The organism is Oscillospiraceae bacterium NTUH-002-81, assembly GCA_032620915.1.
Lineage (GTDB): Bacteria > Bacillota > Clostridia > Lachnospirales > Lachnospiraceae > JAGTTR01.
Genome location: CP136052.1, coordinates 1925929 through 1945430, shown reverse-complemented (window position 1 = coordinate 1945430; position 19502 = coordinate 1925929). Strand labels below are relative to the sequence as shown.

Sequence of the window (19502 nt, the reverse complement as noted above, 5' to 3'; positions counted from 1 at the left end):
TGTTTATTGTAACGGGACATCCGCCTCCGGCAAAACGGACGGCTCCAGTTCGGCTGCCCGCTGGCATACCGTCACGGTCCCCGATGCGGTTCCCTGCTTTTGGCCTATCTGTATTTTAACATCATTTTCCGTAATTTGAACCCCCTTTTTCTCTAATTCCGTAAAATACTCCTGTAATTGCTGCAAAAGGAGGGATTTCGTCTCAGCCTCCGTATAGATCGCCGGGGAAAATGCATACTCCCGCAGGGTCACTTTTCCAAATACCACCGGCAGATAAAAATGATCCAGAAGGCGCAGCTGGTACTCGCTGCACAGCCGTTCCCACCCGGTGTCCGCCGGTACCTGCGGAGAAACGTTCACCTGCCGGGACAGCAGCTGCACATAGAAGCCCGTCTTCTGCTGCCCGGAGTACACCTTCTGCTCATACGCCCGGTTCACACTATTTTCGTAATGCTCTGTGGAAACGATCCACACGTCCGCATCAGCTTTCGTGTACCACAGCTGCGCCACCTCTTTGCTGTCGTTGGTCAGCTCCAGCACCCCGCTGACCAGCACATCCCCGGCCTTCACCGGATCCCCTTCAGCAAAACAGGGCGTCCCCCGCCGCACCACCATGGCCGTGATCACCCCGTCCGCCGGTGCGATCAGATCATAGGGCGCATCCTCATCGGTTTCCGTCTTTGTCTCGTCCTGCTGCGCCGTAAACAGATCCTCCCGCAGCTGGATGGACAGCCTGGTTCCCTGGATGCTGGCCGACACCCAGGTGATGCCGGCATATTTTTCCCGCAGGAAAAACTGGATCTCCTCACAGTCCACCTTTGATTTTCGGATGCCGTGAAAAATCCCTTCCTCCTCCAGGGCATCCACCACCAGCTCCTGGGTATAATGCGCACCGCCCTCCACCCGGATATCCCAGATAAAAAGGGACAGAAACCACAAAAGCCATGCGCACAGCACGATTCCCAGGAAAAAGGCTTTCCGTTTCCGGTTCTGAAAGATAAAAAAAGGAAGACCATGCTTCTGTATGATCATGATCTTCGTCTTTGTTTTCCGCACATAAGGCCGGATCTGGCGAAAGCCGCGAACCGTCATTTTCATCTCGTAATCAGCGCCGCAGTTTTCGATATCCCACACGAGAATGTTGGCAAGGCTGCACAAGTTCAGAAACCGCTCCGGCGCATAGCCGCTGACCCGAAGCGTCACATAGCCCTGCAGCAGGCGAATCATCTGGATGAGCAATATGGGCCACCGCCCTTCCCTTATTCTAAAAAGCAAATATTGTCCAGTGTGCCTTCTACCTTCATCTCATCGCCGGTATAATACACCACCGAAAGCCCTTTGCCCAGAAGCAGGACGCTGCCGCTCTTCCCGGAAAGCATGATCCGACAGTCGGTGTACTCGATGATGCCCTTATAATTTTCCACAAAAATCTCATGCCGCCCCGTGACACTGACCAGCATATCGCCCCGGGTCAGGTCAGAGGGCAGCCGCAGACTGTCTGAAATCTTATGCTTCATCCGGTTTTCCTGCCCGCCGCTTTATGAAAAATATATGCGTTTCCCGCCCGGATGATGCATCAGTCTTTGTCCGCTTTTTTCCCTTTCAGCCGGACGCAGATCTGCTTCTGCCCGTTGCTGTAGGACATCTTCTGCACCTCATAGTCGCCCAGCGATTTGATGAACAGCGTCAGCTTGGAAAAGCCGTAGTTACGCACATCAAAATCCGGCAGCCGCTTGGACAGCTGATCCCCCAGCTTTCCCGAGGACACCCAGCCGTCCTCATCGGAAAATTTCTCCAGAATAGCATTGATGGTACCACGGATCCGGCGGATATCCCCCCGCTTCCGGCCATTTTTCTTCTTTCCGCTGCCGGTTTCCGCCTGCTCGCTGCTGTGTTTGGCCTCCCGCAGCTTCTCTGCCTCTTCCTCCTCCTGCTGGTTTGCATAGAGAAGATCCAGGTACTTGAACTGGTTGCAGGCCGAAATAAAGGGCTGGGGCGTCTTCTCCTCCCCCATGCCGATGACCTGCATGCCAGACTCCCGCAGTCTGGCCGCCAGCCGCGTAAAATCGCTGTCCGAGGACACAATGCAGTAGCCGTCCACCATGCCGGAATAGAGAATGTCCATGGCGTCGATGATCATGGCCGAGTCGGTGGAATTCTTGCCGGTGGTGTAGCTGTACTGCTGCATGGGAATGATGGAATTCTCCAGCAGCACATGCTTCCAGGAAGCCAGCTGGGGATTCGTCCAGTCGCCGTAGATCCGCTTGTAGGTGGCCACGCCGCTGTTGGAGATCTCATCCAGAATGATCTTAATGTATTTGTCTGATATGTTATCCGCGTCAATGAGTATGGCAAATCGCAGCTCGTTATCCATCATATTCCTCCGTATTTCCAAACAGTGCCTCATAGGATTTTCTCGTAAACCGGTGATATTCCAGCCCGAAATCATCCACCTCCACGTGATACACATAAGGATCCGGCTGTCCGTCGGCAAACCAGAAGCCCTTGGCCTGGGGCTCTGTCTGAAGGCTTCGTGCCTGCTCCGGCGCGGTGGCGACGAACAGCTGCTCCACATCCGAAAGGGGTGGCTCCCGGCGTTTTCAATACGGTCAGAAAAGCTTTCAAAAATGCCGGTTCCGGCACATGCTCCCACACATAGGTCACTCCCTCCGGCGGGATGCACACACACCATCTGCCGTCCTTTTTTTCAGTGGGCATCACCTGAATGCTGCCCAGCCTGTCCGCCATCTGCGCTGCAAATGCCTTTGCCGCCTCCGGCAATGCCTCCTTTGTCGTATCCAGAAGCTCCAGCAGGGACTCTTCCGGATAATACAGCCGCATTTCTTCTCTCTGGTAACCGAGCTTCAGTTGCCATTCCCTCACGGTGTCATATAAATTCTGTTCCAGATTCATAGGTTACTCCATTCTATCTCTTATTTTTTTATTAGGATTCGTATTTCCTCGTTCCTCTCATCTTTCGCCATAGCATTTTCTTCTACTGACTGGCGGCCAGTTCGCAATCCTGCAAGATCACTCGTTTTTCATCATGACTTATGGGAGTATTTTTTATGTTATTTATGGTACGGCTCTCCCCTTGTAATGCGAAATGACCGGTAGATCTGCTCCAGCAGGATCACCCGCATAAGCTGATGGGGAAAGGTCATCTTCGAAAAACTCAGGCGATAGTCCGCCCGGGCCATGACAGCCCTGGACAGCCCCAGGGAACCGCCGATGACAAACTGGATATGGCTCACGCCCCGGACACCCAGCTGCTCAATCTTCTCCGCCAGCTGTACGGAATCCGGCATCTCCCCCCTGATCTCCAGGGTGACCGTATAGGCATCGTCCTTCATCTGTTTCAGCAGGCGCTCCCCTTCTTTTTCCCGTACCTGCTCTTCCTGCACCGGGGAAGCCCCTTCTTCCGTCTTCTCATCCGCCACCTCCACGATATCCAGGCGGCAGTATCTGCTCAGCCGCTTTTTATACTCGTCCACAGCGGCACTGTAAAATTTTTCCTTTATTTTTCCCACACACAAGATCGTAATTCTCATCGTTTTCTCCTCTTCGGCTATTAGCATAACACAAGATGGACGGTTGTTCCAGATGGATTTCTGCGGATTGTTCTTGTGATGACCTATAAAAAAGGGTATACTTATGATATCAGGTATCTTAAGTTTATCAAGGAGGTATTGCGTATGCCCTGGTGTCCCAAATGTAAAACTGAATACCGCGATGGCGTGACGGCCTGTCCGGATTGCGGCAGCCGTCTGGTGGAGGAGCTTCCCGAGGAGAAAGTATGTATCGCTTCCCTGCCGGAGGAAACTGCCCTTGGCCTGGTGGCCTATTATGAATATCTGGGGGTGGATTACTGCGCCCTGGAATTTGATCAGGAAAGCGGCAAGTATCGGGTGCTTGTCCCCGCATCCCGCGCGGAGGAGATCCAGAAACCCACCGAACAATATTTTGCCAAATTACGTGCAGAAAAAGCTGTCCCGGAGGAGCACGAAGCCTCCGCGCAGACCAAAGTTTCCGGCTCCCCCTATCAAAAAAAGAAGGATCAGCTGGAGGATGTCCGCTCCACTGCCTCCGCTTTTCTGGCCGTGGGCATCATCGGCATGGTGCTCATCGTCCTCATTCTGGCCGGTGTCATTCCCTTCCCCTTCGCCGCTTCCAGCAAAGTGCTGATGCTGAGCGTCATGAGCCTGCTGTTTCTGGTGTTCATCGGCATCGGTATCCACAGTGCCCAAAAGGTCAAGGGACTTCGGCAGGAGGCAAAGGAGGAAGACGACCGCACTTCTCAGATCCTCTCCTGGTTCACCGCTACTTATACCAGAGCGGATATCGAGGAAGATTTGCAGCTGCAGGACTCCAATGAGATCAATTACTACGCCCGGACGAACCGGATCCGCGAGCTGATCCGCCGGGAATATGCTCTGAACGAAGACTATATGGACACGCTGGCTGAAACGCTCTATGAACAATACTATGAGTCCTGAACAGATCGCTGTTCCCGGCACATATCTCCCACGGCAGACAGGCAATGGACATCTGCCGGGGCAATATGCCGTTCTCGACTTGAAAATGTCTGAAATCCATGCTATAGTAAATTTAATTTTTTAATCATTTCATACAAAGGTGGTACATACAAATGAAATTACTGGAAGACCGTATTCTGGCAGAGGGAAATGTATTAAGCCCTGCAATTCTCAAAGTTGACTCTTTTATTAACCATCAGGTAGATCCCGTACTCATGCAGGAAATGGGACGCGACATCGCCGATCACTTCAAAGATCAGGGTGTCACCAAGGTCATGACCATAGAAAGCTCCGGTATTTCCCCGGCACTGTTTGTTGCCTGTGAGCTGGGCGTACCGCTTCTGATCCTGAAAAAACAGAGTTCCGCAATTCTCAAAACTGACGTGATCCAGACCGAGGTTGTCTCCTTCACCAAGGAGATCAGTTATCAGCTGACTCTGGCACGCAAATATCTGTCCGATACCGACCATGTACTTCTTGTGGATGATTTCCTTGCCAACGGCGAGGCTGCCACCGGCGCTCTTCGTCTCATCCGGAAAGCCAATGCTACCGTAGCAGGCCTGGGTGTACTCATCGAGAAATCCTTCCAGCCTGGTCGTGAGAAGCTCAATTCCCAGGGACTTCACGTATACTCTCTGGCACGGATCGCCGAGATGGATGTCGATCATATCACATTTATTCCGGAGGAAGCATAGCGATCACGTTCCTGTGACCGGAAAGAAGATACCTGCAGTTTACTGCTTTTGAAAAAAGAATGTTGGATACAGACTGAACATCTGCGCCAGCATTCTTTTTTACCTCGCATATCTGTCATTGATGCAGGGGCCTGCTTCTTATTCTTCATCCCCGGAAGCACTTCCGTCAATCGTATATCTTCTCACCACGGACTCGCTGAATCTTCCGCTCATGGACACAGAAACCGCGGTGAATACGGTGCTTGTCCGGATCTTCACCGGAGCTTCATATACGGCAGAATCCAGGGTTGGCAGGCTTCCGTCCAGCGTATACAGCACGGTACAACCGTCCGGCACCTGTACGACGATCTCCACCTCTGCCGGGTATTCGCCGGAATCCGGGGAGACCACCGGCGGCTCTGCCTCCAGATAGGAAATCTCATAGCTGAAAATGGCCTCGTCGCTGAGGACGCCCTTGGGCGATACCGCCACTGCCCGGATGGTGTTGGAGCCCTCGGTGAGCCGGATGGGGCCTTCATATTTCGTACTGTTCACGGTCGGCTTGGTGCCGTCAGTGGTGAAATAAATGTCCAGGCCATCCGCATCCAGTTCAATTTCCATGGTGTCATAGTAAATGCCGTCGGCAAAGGAAGCGGTGGGCACCGCTGCGATATAATCCGCAAAGGAATTTTTTACCGCCTGCACCGGGCACCGGGAAAGGGTATCCTTCACGCTGTCCAGATCCCCCTCTTCAATGTACATCTCGATGAGCATGGTGTATACTTCCTGGTTGTCCGGATCCAGCTTGCTCAAAATATACCGGCAGCTCTCCTCCGCGGCCTCCCGGTCGCCGGAATCCTTCTCGATCTGTGCCTTGAAAAGCCACATATACGTCTGATCCGGCTCCAGCTCCATGGCCCGGGACAGATACTTTAATGCCCGGTCAGCATCATTGTCCGCAGCCGCTTTCACGGCCAGCTGATACTGGTAGTCGTAGGAATTGCGCCGGAACAGCGTCACAGAGATCAGGCCCGCAATCGCCAGAATGCAGATACAGAGGACACCTTCTGTCAGACGCCGTTTCCGGGAATGGCGTTTTCTGCCGTTTCCCGCTGTTCTGGAAGTCCCTTCTGTTTTTCTGGAAGCGGATGCTCCGGCATTGGAGGCGGTCTTCTCCCCGCTCTGTCCGGCGGCAGACTGCACGCCTGCCGCTTTCTCAGACGCATTTTGCTGCGCTTCCTTCACCACATCCTTCAGCGAACCGGAAAGCATGTCTTCTACCTGCGGATCATAGTCCGGCACGATCCGGATCTCTTCTCCGCAGTTTTTACAATATAAGTAGCCTTCTTCTATTTCTGCATGACACTTGGGACAGCGCATGTTCGGTTCCCCATTTCCTGTAAAATATTTTCTGTCAGTTGTTCGTCTTCGATATGCTGCCTGTTACCGGTTTCGGATGGCTTCCAGGCAGTTGTTCATGAGCATGGCAATGGTCATCGGCCCCACGCCGCCCGGCACCGGGGTGATGGCACCTGCCACCGGCTCCACATCTGCAAAATCCACGTCACCGCACATCTTGTTGTTCTCATCCCGGTGGATACCCACGTCGATGACCACGGCGCCCTCTTTCACGTATTCCTTCGTGATAAACCGGGGCTTGCCGATGGCAACGATGAGAATATCTGCCCGGCGGCACACCTCCCGCAGATCCTTCGTCCGGGAATGGGTGATGGTCACCGTGGCATTTTCCCGCAGCATCAGCAGCGCCATGGGTTTGCCCACAATGTTACTGCGGCCCACCACAACGCACTCTTTTCCCTCGATAGAAACACCGGAGCGTTTCAGCAGCTGAATGATACCCGCCGGAGTGCAGGGAAGATACCCCTGTTCGCCGATGCACATTCTGCCTACGCTCTCCGGGTGAAAGCCGTCCACATCCTTCTCCGGAGCGATGGCCCGGATCACCGCGTCCTCATCGATATGGGACGGCAGCGGCAGCTGGACGAGAATGCCCTGGATGTCCGCCCGGCCATTCAACTCTTCGATCAGTGCCAGCAGCGCCTCCTGGGTCGTCTCCCGGGGCAGCTCATAGGATTCTGAACGAACGCCCACATACGCACAGGCCTTTTTCTTGTTTCTCACATAAATGGAGGAAGCCGGATCTTCCCCTACCTGAATCACGGCCAGAGCGGCCTCAATGCCACGGGCTTTGTAAGCCGCAGCTTCTTCCCTTAATTCCTCTTTGATCTGCGCTGAGATCTGTTTTCCGTCAATGATCTGTGCCAATGCTGTCATCTCCTGTCTGTCTTCTGATTTCCGTCGAATCTGTATCATACCCGGCAATGCCCGGATACTTCCAGACACTGCCGTCTGTCATTTTTTAGAACAATCCTGTGATCACACCGTCCTCGCTCACATCAATGCCGTTGGCTGCAGGCACCTTGGGAAGTCCCGGCATGGTCATGATGGCGCCGGTGATAGCTACCACAAAGCCTGCGCCTGCGGATACATATACTTCCCGGACATTTACGGTGAAGCCCTCCGGCCGTCCCAGCCTGGAGGCGTCATCGGACAGGGAATACTGGGTCTTGGCCATGCATACCGGCAGATGACCGAATCCCATATCTTCAATCTTCTTTAACATCTTCTGTGCAGCAGGGGCATAGGTCACACCGTCTGCGCCGTAGATTTCTTTTGCCACCGTCTCGATCTTATCCTTCAGGCTGCAGTCATCCTCATAAATGGGATGGAAGGAAGAGGTCTTTGTCTCCAGTGTCTCGATGACCTTCTCTGCCAGTGCCTTACCGCCTTCGCCGCCCTTTGCCCATACCTCAGACAGGGCGAAAGCACAGCCGCGCGCCTCACAGAAGCTGCGGATGTATGCCACCTCTTCCTCGGTATCGGTCACAAAAGCGTTCAGCGTCACCACCACCGGTACGCCGTACTTCTGCAGATTTTCGATATGCTTCTCCAGATTGCAGATGCCCTTCTTCACAGCCTCCAGATTGGGCGCTGCCAGATCAGCCTTTGCCACACCGCCGTTGTATTTCAGTGCACGCACGGTTGCCACCAGCACTGCCGCATCCGGATGCAGGCCTGCCATCCGGCATTTGATATCAAAGAACTTCTCTGCGCCCAGATCGGCGCCGAATCCAGCCTCCGTGATGGCGATATCTGCCATTTTCAGTGCCATCTTTGTCGCCTGTACACTGTTGCAGCCGTGTGCAATATTGGCGAAGGGGCCGCCGTGGACAAGCGCAGGCGTATGCTCCAGTGTCTGGATCATATTGGGCTTTAAGGCATCCTTCAGAAGGGCTGCCATGGAGCCTACCGCGTGCAGATCTGCCGCAGTCACCGGATCTCCGTCCATGTTGTAGGCAACGATGATCTTGCCCAGACGCTCTTTCAGATCCTTCATATCGTTGGCAAGACAGAGGATCGCCATGATCTCCGATGCCACCGTAATGACAAAATGATCCTCCCGGACAAAGCCGTCCATCTTGCTGCCCAGACCAACCACGATATTTCGAAGAACGCGGTCATTCATGTCCAGACAACGTTTCCAGACGATCTGTCTCGTATCAATATTTAACGCATTGCCCTGCTGAATGTGGTTGTCCAGTAACGCAGCCAGCAGATTGTTGGCAGAGGTGATGGCATGAAAATCACCGGTAAAATGCAGATTTAAATCTTCCATGGGAACAACCTGGGCGTAACCGCCGCCGGCTGCGCCGCCTTTGATGCCGAAGCACGGCCCAAGAGAAGGCTCCCGAAGGGCGATGACTGCCTTTTTGCCAAGCTTGGCCATGGCTTCCCCCAGGCCCACCGTGGTGGTCGTCTTACCTTCTCCCGCCGGTGTGGGGTTGATGGCCGTGACAAGAACCAGTTTTCCGTCTTTCCGGTCTTTGATCTTCTCCCACAGCTCAGAGGACAGTTTTGCCTTATATTTGCCGTAAAGTTCCAATTCATCCTGGGTAATATCCAGTGCTGCCGCTACTTCTGTGATTGGCTTCATGACCGCTTCCTGTGCGATTTCAATATCTGTCTTCATCATTCGTCTCCTCCGCCTCTTATTTTTTATACATATTCGTCCACGTACTGTTCAAATTCTTCCATGCTCATGAGAACCTTCCGCGGTTTTGTTCCTTCTTCCTCGCCCACGACACCGGCTTCCGCCAGCTGATCCATAATTCTTGCCGCCCGGTTAAAACCGATCTTGAACCAGCGCTGCAGCATACCGATGGACGCCTTGTCCTTCTCAATGATGAACTTCCCGGCTTCCACGAAGTAAGCGTCCCTTTCCGGGCCGCTGCCTCCTGCCGTCTGGCCTGCGCCTGCATCCTGTACCGCATTCATGCGCTCCTCAATGGCCTGGTTGTAGGACACTGCGGACTGCTGTCTGGCCAGGAAATTTACGACTGCCGCCACCTCCTCGTCGGATACAAAAGCACCCTGTACACGGGCCGGTTTCTGGTAACCCTGGGGATAAAAGAGCATATCTCCTTTTCCCAGCAGCTTCTCTGCGCCGTTCATATCAAGAATGGTCCGGGAGTCAACTCCCGAGGACACGGAAAAAGCAATTCTGGAAGGCATATTGGCCTTGATCAGTCCGGTAATGACATTTACCGAAGGACGCTGGGTCGCAATGATCAGATGAATGCCCGCAGCTCTGGCCAGCTGTGCCAGACGGCAGATGGCATCCTCCACCTCACCGGGAGCCACCATCATCAGGTCAGCCAGCTCGTCCACGATGATAACGATCTCCGGCAGTTTGGTGGGCTTGGTGTCGCTCTCGATATCTTTCAGACCCTCCACTTTCTCGTTGTAGCCCTTCAGATCCCGGACACCGCTCTCCGCAAACTTCTGATACCGGTCCATCATCTCCGCCACGGCCCAGTTCAGGGCGCCTGCAGCCTTCTTCGGATCGGTCACGACAGGTATGTACAGATGGGGAATGCCGTTGTATACGGACAGCTCCACCACCTTGGGGTCTATCATGATAAGCTTCACCTCATCCGGCTTGGCCTTATAGAGGATGCTCATGATGATCGTGTTGATGCAGACGGATTTACCGGAACCGGTAGCGCCCGCAATGAGCAGGTGCGGCATCTTGGCGATATCTGTCACCACCACCTGGCCTGCAATGTCCTTTCCGGCTGCAAAGGCGATCCGGGACGGATGGTTCTGGAACTCCTTGCTCTCCAGCAGATCCCGGAGCATCACGGCACTGTTGGTCTTGTTGGGCACCTCAATGCCCACAGCCGCCTTGCCGGGGATCGGTGCTTCGATACGGATATCTGCCGCCGCCAGATTCAGCTTGATGTCATCCGACAGGCCCACGATCTTGCTCACCTTCACGCCCTGCTCCGGCTGCAGTTCATACCGGGTCACCGCCGGGCCACAGCTCACATTGGTGATGGTCACGTTGACACCGAAATTGTGCAACGTGTCCCGCAGCTTGGCCGCCGTCTCCCGCAGCTGCTCCTCGGTGTTGCCGCCGGTAGCCTTGCCCTTTTTCAAAAGATCCAGGGGCGGGAAATGGTATTCCTTCAGGGGATCCGTCTCTTCCTTCTGCTGGATCTCCTGGTCAATGTCCTCTGCTGTCACCGGCTTTCCATCATCAGCTGCACCGACCTTGCTGCCGGATGCCGGTGTGTGACGGGCAGGCTCCCGTCTGGCAGGTTCGCTCTCCCCGCGACCTGCGTCAAAAGCGTCCTCTCCATAAACGTCAGTTTCTGCACCATCTGTCGGCATCGCAACACTGCCGGCATCCCTTTGGCTGCCGGATCCGGCCCGGGCCGGGATATCCGGTGCCACCCGCTCCTGCATCTCCCCGGTGAGACCGCCAAAGGCTGCATGAACCGGTGCCTCCTCCGGCTCCTCCTTCATACGGATACCGGTGATCGTAAAGGCATCCTTTCCTCTGGGGAAATCCGATGCACTGTCTTCTTCTCTTGTATCCTGCTTCTGTGCAGCCCGGGAAACATCGGCCTCCGCTGTGGAAGCATTTTCCTCCGGCTCCCGTGCCTGCAGGGGCTGTTCCTGCGTCTGTACGTCTTTCTTCTTCCGGCCAAAGCGTCCCACTTCGTGCACGTCTGCGCTCTCCGGACGGGGCTCCAGCTGGATATCCTCCATGGCCACACCGGTTACCTTGTGATCCATGCGCAAGGCACGCTCTCTCTCCCGCTCTTCCCGTACCATCTGGGCGTGCTCTCTTCTGCGCTCGGCATCCTCTCTGGCCCGGTCAGCCACCTTCCGGCCGCTCTTCTGTACCTGTCCCACAAAGGAACGCTCGGTGATGACCACGGCACAGATGATGAGCAGAATAAGGGTAACGATCAGCTGGCCTGCCATGCCAAGGGCCGGATACAGTGCTCCGGTGATCACACCGCCCAACCAGCCGCCGCTGATATGTCTTGCGGCGCCGTAGGCATAATAGCCGATCATCCCCGCCGCTGCCTTATCTGCCGCCAGCAGCTGGATCAGGGAATCCACCAGAGTGAAAGCCAAGATCCCGGCTGCCAGCTTCAGAGCTGCCGCCGGATTGCCCCGGTTGGACATGTGAAAGGCCGTTCCCACAAAAAGGACAAGGGGGAACACGTAGGCCAGTGTCCCGAAGACACCAAACAAAGCGTCCGCCACATATTTTCCCACGTATCCGCCCACCCCAAAGCAGCTCAGCAGAAGGACCACGCTGATGGCCAGCGTCACCAGGGTAATGATCTCGCTCTTTAAAAAGCTTTCCTCCTTCTTCGTGTTCCGCTTTCTTCTGTTCGAAGAGGCTCTGCCTGCGGATGATTTTCTGGTTGTCGTGTTCTTATTGGAAGAATTTCTCTTTGTATTCTTTGCTGTTGATTTTCTCGTTGCTGTCTTTCCCTTTGCCGATGCAGGCATTCTAGGACCTCCAATGCTATCATGATAAATATGCCCTCAGGCAGAGGGCAAAATTTCATTAAACATTATAACATCAGCTTTGGGTTCTGTCATTAATTTTTTTGTTTATCAATAAGCGCATGCAATTTTTCAAACGCCCGGTCGATGCCGCCCACCTGGTCGATGAGCCCCTGCTCCACCGCCTCTGCCCCCACCAGAATGGTGCCCAGATCCTTGGTCAGCATGCCGGTGTTCAGCATCATGGCCTCCAGCTTCTCCTTGGGCGTCCGGCAGTGCCCGGCGATAAAAGACAGGATGCGCTCCTGCATCAGTTTGAAATAATCATATGTCTGGGGTGCCCCGATGACCATGCCGGTCATGCGCACGGGATGGATGATCATGGTGCCGGTGGGCACAATAAGGGGAATAATCGGTGGATACCGCCAGGGGCACGCCGATGGAATGGCTGTCGCCCAGCACGAGAGACACCGTGGGACAGCTTAAGGATGCGATCATCTCTGCCAGCGCCAGCCCCGCGGAAATATCCCCACCCACGGTGTTGATGAGGATAAGCAGCCCTTCGATGTCCGGGTCATCCTCAATGGCCGCCAGCTGGGGCAGCACATGCTCGTATTTTGTCGTCTTGGCAGAGGCCGGGGCGCACTCATGCCCCTCGATCTCCCCGATGATGGACAGCAGATGAATGTGGGAACCGTTTTCCCGCAGCGTCACCTGGCCGTTTTCTTTCACTTCTTCCTGCTTTTCTGTATTCATGACAGTCCTCCTTTTTGAGGATAGTATGCCAAGGAAACAGACCCGGCATGCATTTACAAAGCAAACTGTCACATACAGGCATGCAACATACAGCATGGAATCTGAAAAGGGACAGAATACAAAGGTATTCTGCCCCTCATTGCCGTCTCCGGCCTGTTTTTCAATTAGTTGTTGATCAGCTTATCCTCGCCGTTCCAGCTGTACAGCTTACGGATCTCCTCACCAACGATCTCTGACGGATGCTCAGCTGCAAGCTTTCTCATTGCACGGAAGTGAGCCTGTCCGCCTGCCTCAGACATATCCAGAAGGAAGTCTTTTGCGAAGGTACCATCCTGGATATCCTTCAGGATCTTCTTCATGGTCTTCTTGGTCTCCTCTGTGATGATCTTCGGTCCTGTGATGTAATCGCCATACTCAGCAGTATTGGAGATGGAGTAACGCATGCCCTTGAATCCACTCTGGTAGATCAGGTCTACGATCAGCTTCATCTCATGGATGCACTCGAAGTATGCATTTCTCGGGTCATAGCCAGCCTCAACCAGTGTCTCGAAGCCTGCCTGCATCAGTGCGCAAACACCGCCGCAAAGAACTGCCTGCTCACCGAACAGGTCTGTCTCGGTCTCGGTACGGAAGGTGGTCTCCAGCACGCCTGCTCTTGCGCCGCCGATTGCCAGGCCGTAAGCCAGTGCGATGTCTTTTGCCTTGCCTGTGTAATCCTGCTCAACAGCGATCAGGCACGGTGTGCCCTTGCCAGCCTGGTACTCACTTCTTACGGTGTGGCCGGGAGCCTTGGGAGCGATCATGGTAACGTCAACGTTCTTCGGCGGAACGATCTGTCCGAAGTGAATGTTGAAGCCGTGAGCGAACATGAGCATGTTGCCCTCTTCCAGGTTGGGCTCGATGTCGTTCTTGTAAAGCTTTGCCTGCAGCTCATCATTGATCAGGATCATGATGATATCTGCTTTCTTTGCAGCCTCTGCAGCTGTATATACCTCAAATCCCTGTGCCTCTGCCTTTGCCCAGGATTTGCTTCCCTTGTAAAGACCGATAATTACATGGCATCCGGACTCCTTTGCATTCAGGGCATGTGCATGACCCTGGCTGCCGTATCCGATGACTGCGATGGTCTTGCCTTCCAGATAGGAAAGGTTACAGTCTTCCTGGTAATAAATTTTTGCCATTTCTGATTCCTCCTCAGTTCGTTTAGAAAAGTTTATATAGTTAAAGGTATGAACTGCAGGAACTCCCGCGGGATACCTCTAGCATACGATGGATGATCCACCGTCCGTCTCTCCGGTCATTCAGATCAGTCAAAGAACTGGACACCCTTCATACCTCTGGAAAGTGCGGTGATACCTGTGCGCGCCAGCTCCACGATCTCGTATTTGTCCAGCAGGCTGATAAAGGCATCTACCTTGCTCTGGTCGCCGGTCAGCTCAATGATCAGGGAATCCGGTGCCACATCCACGATCTTCGCGCGGAAAATATTGGCCACGGAAAGGATCACCGGGCGGTCTGTCTCGGACACCTTCAGCTTAATCATCACAAGCTCCCGGTATACGGACTCCTCCGGATCCAGGGCACGGACGCTGCGCACGTCCACAAGCTTGGACACCTGCTTCTCAATCTGTTCCAGAATGTATTGGTCTCCGCTGGTCACAATGGTGATCCGTGTAAATCTGGGATCGGCCGTCACGCCTGCGGTAATGCTGTCAATGTTATATCCTCTGCGGCTGAAAAGTCCGGAAATACGGCTCAGTACACCGGATGTGTTATCTACAAGCAGAGACAGAACTCTTTTTGCCATGAAATCTACCCCTTCAACTTCGACACCTGTTTCCTCAGCTGTCGATTTATCGTTTTTTATCATAGCAAGGTTTGCCTCGATTGTCAATAATCATTCTCCCGGGTATACCCGTACAAATCCCGCCGCAATGGCTCCCGGGCCGGTATGGCAGGCGATGCTCAAAGGCAGTGGATCCATCTCGCAGGGTTTCCCGAAGTGTTCCTCCAGCGTCTTTTTCCACGCATTTGCCGTCTCTTCATCACAGGTGTAGGCCGCACCCAGCTTCAGTTCTTCTGCCGGAATATCAGAAAAACGATCTGCCAGCTCCTCATCCATGGCTGCGATCATCCGTTTTTTGGCCGCTTTCATCCCTCTGGCCTTGGCAAAGGCGTCCAGCTTCTCCCCCTGGATCGTCAGTACCGGCTTGATGTTCAGCACCGTGCCGATAGCTGCGCCTGCCGCCGTCACACGACCGCCCTTTTTCAGATATTTCAGCGTATCCACAGTGATATAAATGGTGCTGTCAAATTTGGTGTCCATCAGATACCGGTGGATCTCCTCCATGGAATGTCCCTCTTCGGCCAGCCGCACCGCATCCCGGACAGCCTGTTTCTGGGTGACGGAAATCCGCTGGTTGTTCACCACCACCACTTTCCCGTCATAATCCTCCGCCAGTGCTGCCGCCGAGGCACAGCTGCCGCTTAAACCGCTGGACATGGGGATATAGATCAGGCCGTCATAGTCTTTTAGCACCGCATTCCACCGGTCCAGCAGATCGCCCACCACCGGCTGGGACGTATGGATCTCCACATCCTGTGCCTGGGCTTCAAAAAAACGGTCTCTGCTGATCGTCTCATTCTCGTAAAACACTTCATCGTTTAAATAAAACGGCATGGGTACCAGAAATGCGCCCATCTGCCCGGCTTCCTCCGGTGTCAGGCCGCTGTTGCTGTCCGTCATCACTGCAATCTTTCCCATTTTTCAACATCCTTTTTCTATCTTTTTTCATTCAGATACCGTTGGATTGTTCCGTGCCATGTGTGTAGGCTTTTCGACCTTGGTATCTGTTATTATTTGTTAATTATAAACAGATGATTTTTTTCGGGCAAGCATCAAAAAAACCGCACCTGTAGGTTACCCTACATTTTTATTGTTTTTGTATGATATCTTCTTTACTTTCCCCAAATCTTCACATATACTTAACGGGAGTAATATCCCCGAAAAAGCAAGGAGGCATACACCTTTGGACCTGAGAATGATAAAAACCCGCCGGGACATCAGAAACGCCCTGCTGGATCTGCTGGACGACAACCGATCCTTTGAATCCATTACCGTCAGCCAGATTGCCCGCAGGGCGAACATCAGCCGTTCTACCTTTTATGATCATTATTCGGATAAATATGCGCTGCTGAACGCGCTGTTCGACGAAGTCAGGGAACAGCTTACCCGCATCACGGAAGCTTATTTCTCCGAGGAGGGCGGCACTTCCTACCGCCTGGAGTTGGCAAACGAGATCCTCGCCTACGTGCTGGAAAATGCAAGGCTTTTCCGCCTGCTCCTGTCCGGCGCCGTCTCCCTGCAGCGGGTAGGACAGCTTCTGGATGAGACGCTGATCCCGCCCTGCATGGCATACTTAAAGCAGCACCCGAACAAATACGGGCTGGACGACGCCTTCGTCTCCCAGATCTACTCCAGCATCATCTTCATCTGCCTGCAGTGGATCGCCAGCCACCAGAACCCGGAAGACCTGTCAAAGATCCTGGCGCTCTCCGCCCAGGTGGGACAGATTTTTAATAGCTGAGCACCTCATGGCCGTCCTCTGTCACCAGTACCATAATCTCCCACTGGGCAGAGGGCTTGCCGTCTTCTGTATAGATCGTCCAGCCGTTTTCCTCATCCTGGAAAATATCGGCTTTTCCCATATTGACCATGGGCTCAATGGTGAAAATCATACCGGGCACCAGCAGCATGCCGGTTCCCTTTTTCCCGATATAGCCCACCCACGGATCCTCATGGAATTCCAGGCCCACGCCGTGGCCGCCGATCTCCCGCACGATGGAATAGCCGTTTTTCACTGCATGGCGCTGTACTGCCTCCGCCATATCGCCCAGATAGCTCCAGGGCTTTACCTGCTCCAGGCCCAGCTCTACACACTCTTTTGTCACGCGCACCAGCTTTTCCTTCTGGGGATCGGTCTGCCCGATGATAAACATGCGGGAAGAATCGGAGAAATATCCCTTATAAATGGTGGACACATCCACATTGATGATGTCCCCCTCCTGCAGGATCCGATCCGGGGACGGGATGCCGTGGCACACCTCCTCATTGATGGACGTGCATACGCTCTTGGGAAATCCCTCGTAATTCAGCGGTGCCGGGATGCCGCCCCGCTCTGTTGTGATCTGATACACCCACTGGTCGATCTGCTCGGTGCTGATGCCGGCCTGGATATGCTCCGCCACATAATCCAGCACGGCGATGTTGATGGCGCAACTCTCCCGGATGGCCGCGATCTGCTCCGGTGTCTTGATCAGCTCATGGCCCGGTACGATATGGCCCTCCTCCTGGATTTTGCGGATCTTCTCATCAAAAGCCTCGTGGCATTTCTTGTACTTCCTGCCGCTTCCGCACCAGCAGGGATCGTTGCGTTCCAGTTTCTTGAACATGATTTCTTCCCTCTCAGTCTTTTCATTTATTGTTTTCGTCTGCCTGCCGCCGCATCATGCCCTCAAATACGGCCACAGACCGGGCTTCCATCCGAAAGGCGTCATCCGCCTCCGCTGCAGGCTGTTCGTTATCTCCCGTGTACAGAGCACAGCGCCAGCCATAACCAAATGGGAGCCCGGGCAGACAGACGGTCCGGTTTTCCCAGTATACGTTCATCACAAAGCAGACCAGATCCTCCCGGCACTCTTCCGCAGTCTCATCCATGCCTGCATACAGCACAGTCAATACCTTCGTATCCGCCGTGATCTCCCGGGGCCAGGGCACCTCCGTGTGCACACTCACCGCCGGAAATCCCGGAAACGCAGGCTTCAGATCCCCCCGGATAGCCGGATGGGCCTTCCGCAGGGCGATCGCCTGCTGGAAGCAGTCATACAGCGGCTGCCACCGGGGCAGCTCTGACCAGTCCAGCCAGGAAATATCACTGTCCTGGCAGTAGGCATTGTTGTTGCCCTTCTGGGTGTTGCCAAACTCGTCCCCGGCCAGAAACATGGGCGTGCCCCGGCTCATGAGAAGAGTCACTGCCGCATTTTTCATGAGCCGCAGCCGCAGGGCGTTCACCTTGGGATCGTCGGTGGGCCCTTCTACCCCGCAGTTCCAGCTGCGGTTGTCGTCAGCCCCGTCGGTATTGTCCCAGCCATTGGCCTCATTGTGCTTTGTCTGATAGCTGTACAGATCCCGCAGGCAAAAGCCGTCATGGCAGGTGAGAAAATTCACCGAAGAATGATAGCCGTTATAATTTTTCCGGTACAGATCTGGCGAACCGATGAGCCGTCTGGCCGCCTCCGGCGCCTCCCAGTAATCCCCTTTCAGGAAATCCCGCATGGTATCCCGATATTTTCCATTCCACTCCGCCCACCGGTTCCAGGCAGGAAATGTCCCCACCTGATACAGGCCGCCAGCATCCCAGGCCTCCGCAATGAGCTTCGTGTTGCCCAGAATGGGATCAAAAGCCAGCCGTTTCAGCAGCGGCGCGTTGGGCTGTGGGGAGCCGTCCTCACTCCGGCCCAGAATGCTGGCCAGATCAAACCGGAAACCGGACACCCGGTAATCAGTCACCCAGTAGCGCAGGCATTCCACGATCATCTCCTGCACCAGCGGGTGATTGCAGTTCACCGTGTTGCCGCAGCCGCTGAAATTGTAATATCTGCCATCCGGCGTCAGCATATAATAAATGTTATTGTCAAAGCCTTTAAAGGAAATGAAGGGGCCGTTCTCATTGCCCTCCGCCGTATGGTTGAACACCACGTCCAGAATGACCTCGATGCCCGCATCTGCCAGCGCCCGGATCAGCTCCTTCAGTTCCGTTCCTTCCCGGTTGTACTCATTGGCCGCCGCATAGCTGGTATTGGGCGCAAAAAAGCTGACGGTGCTGTAGCCCCAGTAATTGAACAGCTTCTGCCCGTCCACCTCTCTGGCGTCCATGGTTTCGTCAAATTCAAACACCGGCATCAGCTCCACTGCATTGACCCCCAGCTCCTGCAGATAGGGAATCTTCTCTTTTAAACCCGCAAAGGTGCCCGGATGGGCCACCCCGGAGGAGGGATGCTTTGTAAAGCCCCGCACATGCAGCTCGTAGATGATCAGATCCTGCATAGCGTGATGCACCGGCGGCTCATTGCCCCAGTCAAAATTATTCTTCACCACCCGGGCCCGGAACAGGCCGTCCCCTGCGGCGCTGCTCCCCCCAGACGCTCTGCCCCGTCACCGCCTTGGCATAGGGATCCAGTAATGGCCGGTTCTTGTCAAACAGCAGCCCCTTTGCCGGATCCCAGGGGCCGTCCAGACAATAGGCATATTCAAAATCCCCGATGTCCAGACCGAACACGATCATGGAAAACACATGGCCGATCCGGTATTTTTCCGGGAAGGGGATCCGGGCATAGGGCTCCTGCTCCTCCCGGTGATATAACAGCAGTTCACAGGAGGTGGCTCCATGGGAGTGCACGGTAAAATTCACCGCGCCGTTGAGCGCCGTGGCTCCGTTCCGGTCATAAAAACCCCGGACGCACCGGAAAGCCCGCGGATGTATCCAGGGGTTTTAAGAGCAGTTCTTCCTCGGCTACGGGGATCTGACTTTGTTTTCCCATCCATGCCGCCTCCTTTCTTTTATTGAGACTTGATACTCAATCATCA

Annotated in this window: 16 protein-coding genes and 3 pseudogenes; 3 read left to right on the top strand and 16 right to left on the bottom strand. The window is 54.4% G+C overall.

What is annotated here, in order from left to right; translation table 11 throughout:
• Positions 1 to 3: 3 nt before the first annotated feature.
• The 6 genes and pseudogenes from RJD28_09375 to rlmH form a co-directional block, all read right to left on the bottom strand.
• A complete protein-coding gene (locus RJD28_09375; GenBank protein ID WNV56576.1) occupies positions 4 to 1239 on the bottom strand; it encodes a sporulation protein YqfD in 1236 nt (411 codons plus the stop codon).
• A 20-nt stretch (positions 1240 to 1259) separates the two neighbouring features.
• A complete protein-coding gene (locus RJD28_09370; GenBank protein ID WNV56575.1) occupies positions 1260 to 1517 on the bottom strand; it encodes a YabP/YqfC family sporulation protein in 258 nt (85 codons plus the stop codon).
• Between the two features lie 59 nt (positions 1518 to 1576).
• A complete protein-coding gene (locus tag RJD28_09365) occupies positions 1577 to 2374 on the bottom strand; it encodes an NYN domain-containing protein (GenBank protein WNV59589.1) in 798 nt (265 codons plus the stop codon).
• Entirely contained in the window at positions 2367 to 2573 is a 207-nt protein-coding gene (locus RJD28_09360) for a DUF3877 family protein (GenBank protein ID WNV56574.1), read from the bottom strand. Before RJD28_09360 ends, RJD28_09365 begins: the two co-directional genes overlap by 8 nt.
• Before the next feature lie 73 nt (positions 2574 to 2646).
• Positions 2647 to 2913: pseudogene (locus RJD28_09355) on the bottom strand (DUF3877 family protein).
• 158 nt (positions 2914 to 3071) lie between these two features.
• Entirely contained in the window at positions 3072 to 3551 is a 480-nt protein-coding gene (gene rlmH / locus RJD28_09350) for a 23S rRNA (pseudouridine(1915)-N(3))-methyltransferase RlmH (GenBank protein ID WNV56573.1), read from the bottom strand.
• A 144-nt stretch (positions 3552 to 3695) separates the two neighbouring features.
• On the opposite strand from rlmH, the gene RJD28_09345 reads away from it, so the two are divergent.
• Entirely contained in the window at positions 3696 to 4496 is an 801-nt protein-coding gene (locus tag RJD28_09345) for a zinc ribbon domain-containing protein (protein WNV56572.1), read from the top strand.
• A 152-nt stretch (positions 4497 to 4648) separates the two neighbouring features.
• A complete protein-coding gene (locus RJD28_09340) occupies positions 4649 to 5230 on the top strand; it encodes a xanthine phosphoribosyltransferase (GenBank protein ID WNV56571.1) in 582 nt (193 codons plus the stop codon).
• A 138-nt stretch (positions 5231 to 5368) separates the two neighbouring features.
• Here RJD28_09340 and RJD28_09335 read toward each other — a convergent pair whose 3' ends face one another.
• The 8 genes and pseudogenes from RJD28_09335 to RJD28_09300 form a co-directional block, all read right to left on the bottom strand.
• The gene (locus RJD28_09335; protein ID WNV56570.1) at positions 5369 to 6589 is read right to left on the bottom strand and encodes a chitobiase/beta-hexosaminidase C-terminal domain-containing protein; all 1221 of its coding nucleotides are present in this window, start codon (positions 6587 to 6589) and stop codon (positions 5369 to 5371) included.
• 63 nt (positions 6590 to 6652) lie between these two features.
• Positions 6653 to 7495: a bifunctional methylenetetrahydrofolate dehydrogenase/methenyltetrahydrofolate cyclohydrolase FolD gene (gene folD / locus RJD28_09330; GenBank protein WNV56569.1), complete on the bottom strand. Its 843-nt coding sequence runs from the start codon at positions 7493 to 7495 to the stop codon at positions 6653 to 6655.
• 94 nt (positions 7496 to 7589) lie between these two features.
• Positions 7590 to 9260, bottom strand: a complete 1671-nt coding sequence (locus RJD28_09325) for a formate--tetrahydrofolate ligase (GenBank protein WNV59588.1) — start codon at positions 9258 to 9260, stop codon at positions 7590 to 7592.
• A gap of 26 nt (positions 9261 to 9286) precedes the next feature.
• Positions 9287 to 12103 carry a DNA translocase FtsK gene (locus RJD28_09320; GenBank protein WNV56568.1) on the bottom strand — a complete coding sequence of 939 codons (2817 nt, stop codon included), beginning with the start codon at positions 12101 to 12103 and terminating at the stop codon, positions 9287 to 9289.
• 92 nt (positions 12104 to 12195) lie between these two features.
• Positions 12196 to 12856, bottom strand: a pseudogene (locus RJD28_09315) (ATP-dependent Clp protease proteolytic subunit).
• A gap of 164 nt (positions 12857 to 13020) precedes the next feature.
• Positions 13021 to 14037 carry a ketol-acid reductoisomerase gene (gene ilvC, locus RJD28_09310; protein WNV56567.1) on the bottom strand — a complete coding sequence of 339 codons (1017 nt, stop codon included), beginning with the start codon at positions 14035 to 14037 and terminating at the stop codon, positions 13021 to 13023.
• A 125-nt stretch (positions 14038 to 14162) separates the two neighbouring features.
• Complete coding sequence (gene ilvN, locus RJD28_09305) at positions 14163 to 14663, bottom strand: acetolactate synthase small subunit (GenBank protein ID WNV56566.1); 501 nt, start codon at positions 14661 to 14663, stop codon at positions 14163 to 14165.
• Between the two features lie 90 nt (positions 14664 to 14753).
• Positions 14754 to 15620, bottom strand: coding sequence for a DegV family protein (locus RJD28_09300; protein ID WNV56565.1), 867 nt, complete (start codon positions 15618 to 15620; stop codon positions 14754 to 14756).
• Between the two features lie 265 nt (positions 15621 to 15885).
• On the opposite strand from RJD28_09300, the gene RJD28_09295 reads away from it, so the two are divergent.
• The gene (locus RJD28_09295) at positions 15886 to 16443 is read left to right on the top strand and encodes a TetR/AcrR family transcriptional regulator (protein ID WNV56564.1); all 558 of its coding nucleotides are present in this window, start codon (positions 15886 to 15888) and stop codon (positions 16441 to 16443) included.
• On the opposite strand, the gene RJD28_09290 is transcribed toward RJD28_09295, so the two are convergent.
• Together RJD28_09290 and glgX are read right to left on the bottom strand one after the other, a co-directional pair.
• Positions 16433 to 17308 (bottom strand): methionyl aminopeptidase, encoded by an 876-nt coding sequence (locus RJD28_09290; GenBank protein ID WNV56563.1) that lies wholly within the window; start codon positions 17306 to 17308, stop codon positions 16433 to 16435. The genes RJD28_09295 and RJD28_09290 overlap by 11 nt on opposite strands.
• Positions 17309 to 17330: 22 nt before the next feature.
• Positions 17331 to 19456, bottom strand: a pseudogene (gene glgX / locus RJD28_09285) (glycogen debranching protein GlgX).
• Between the last annotated feature and the right edge of the window lie 46 nt (positions 19457 to 19502).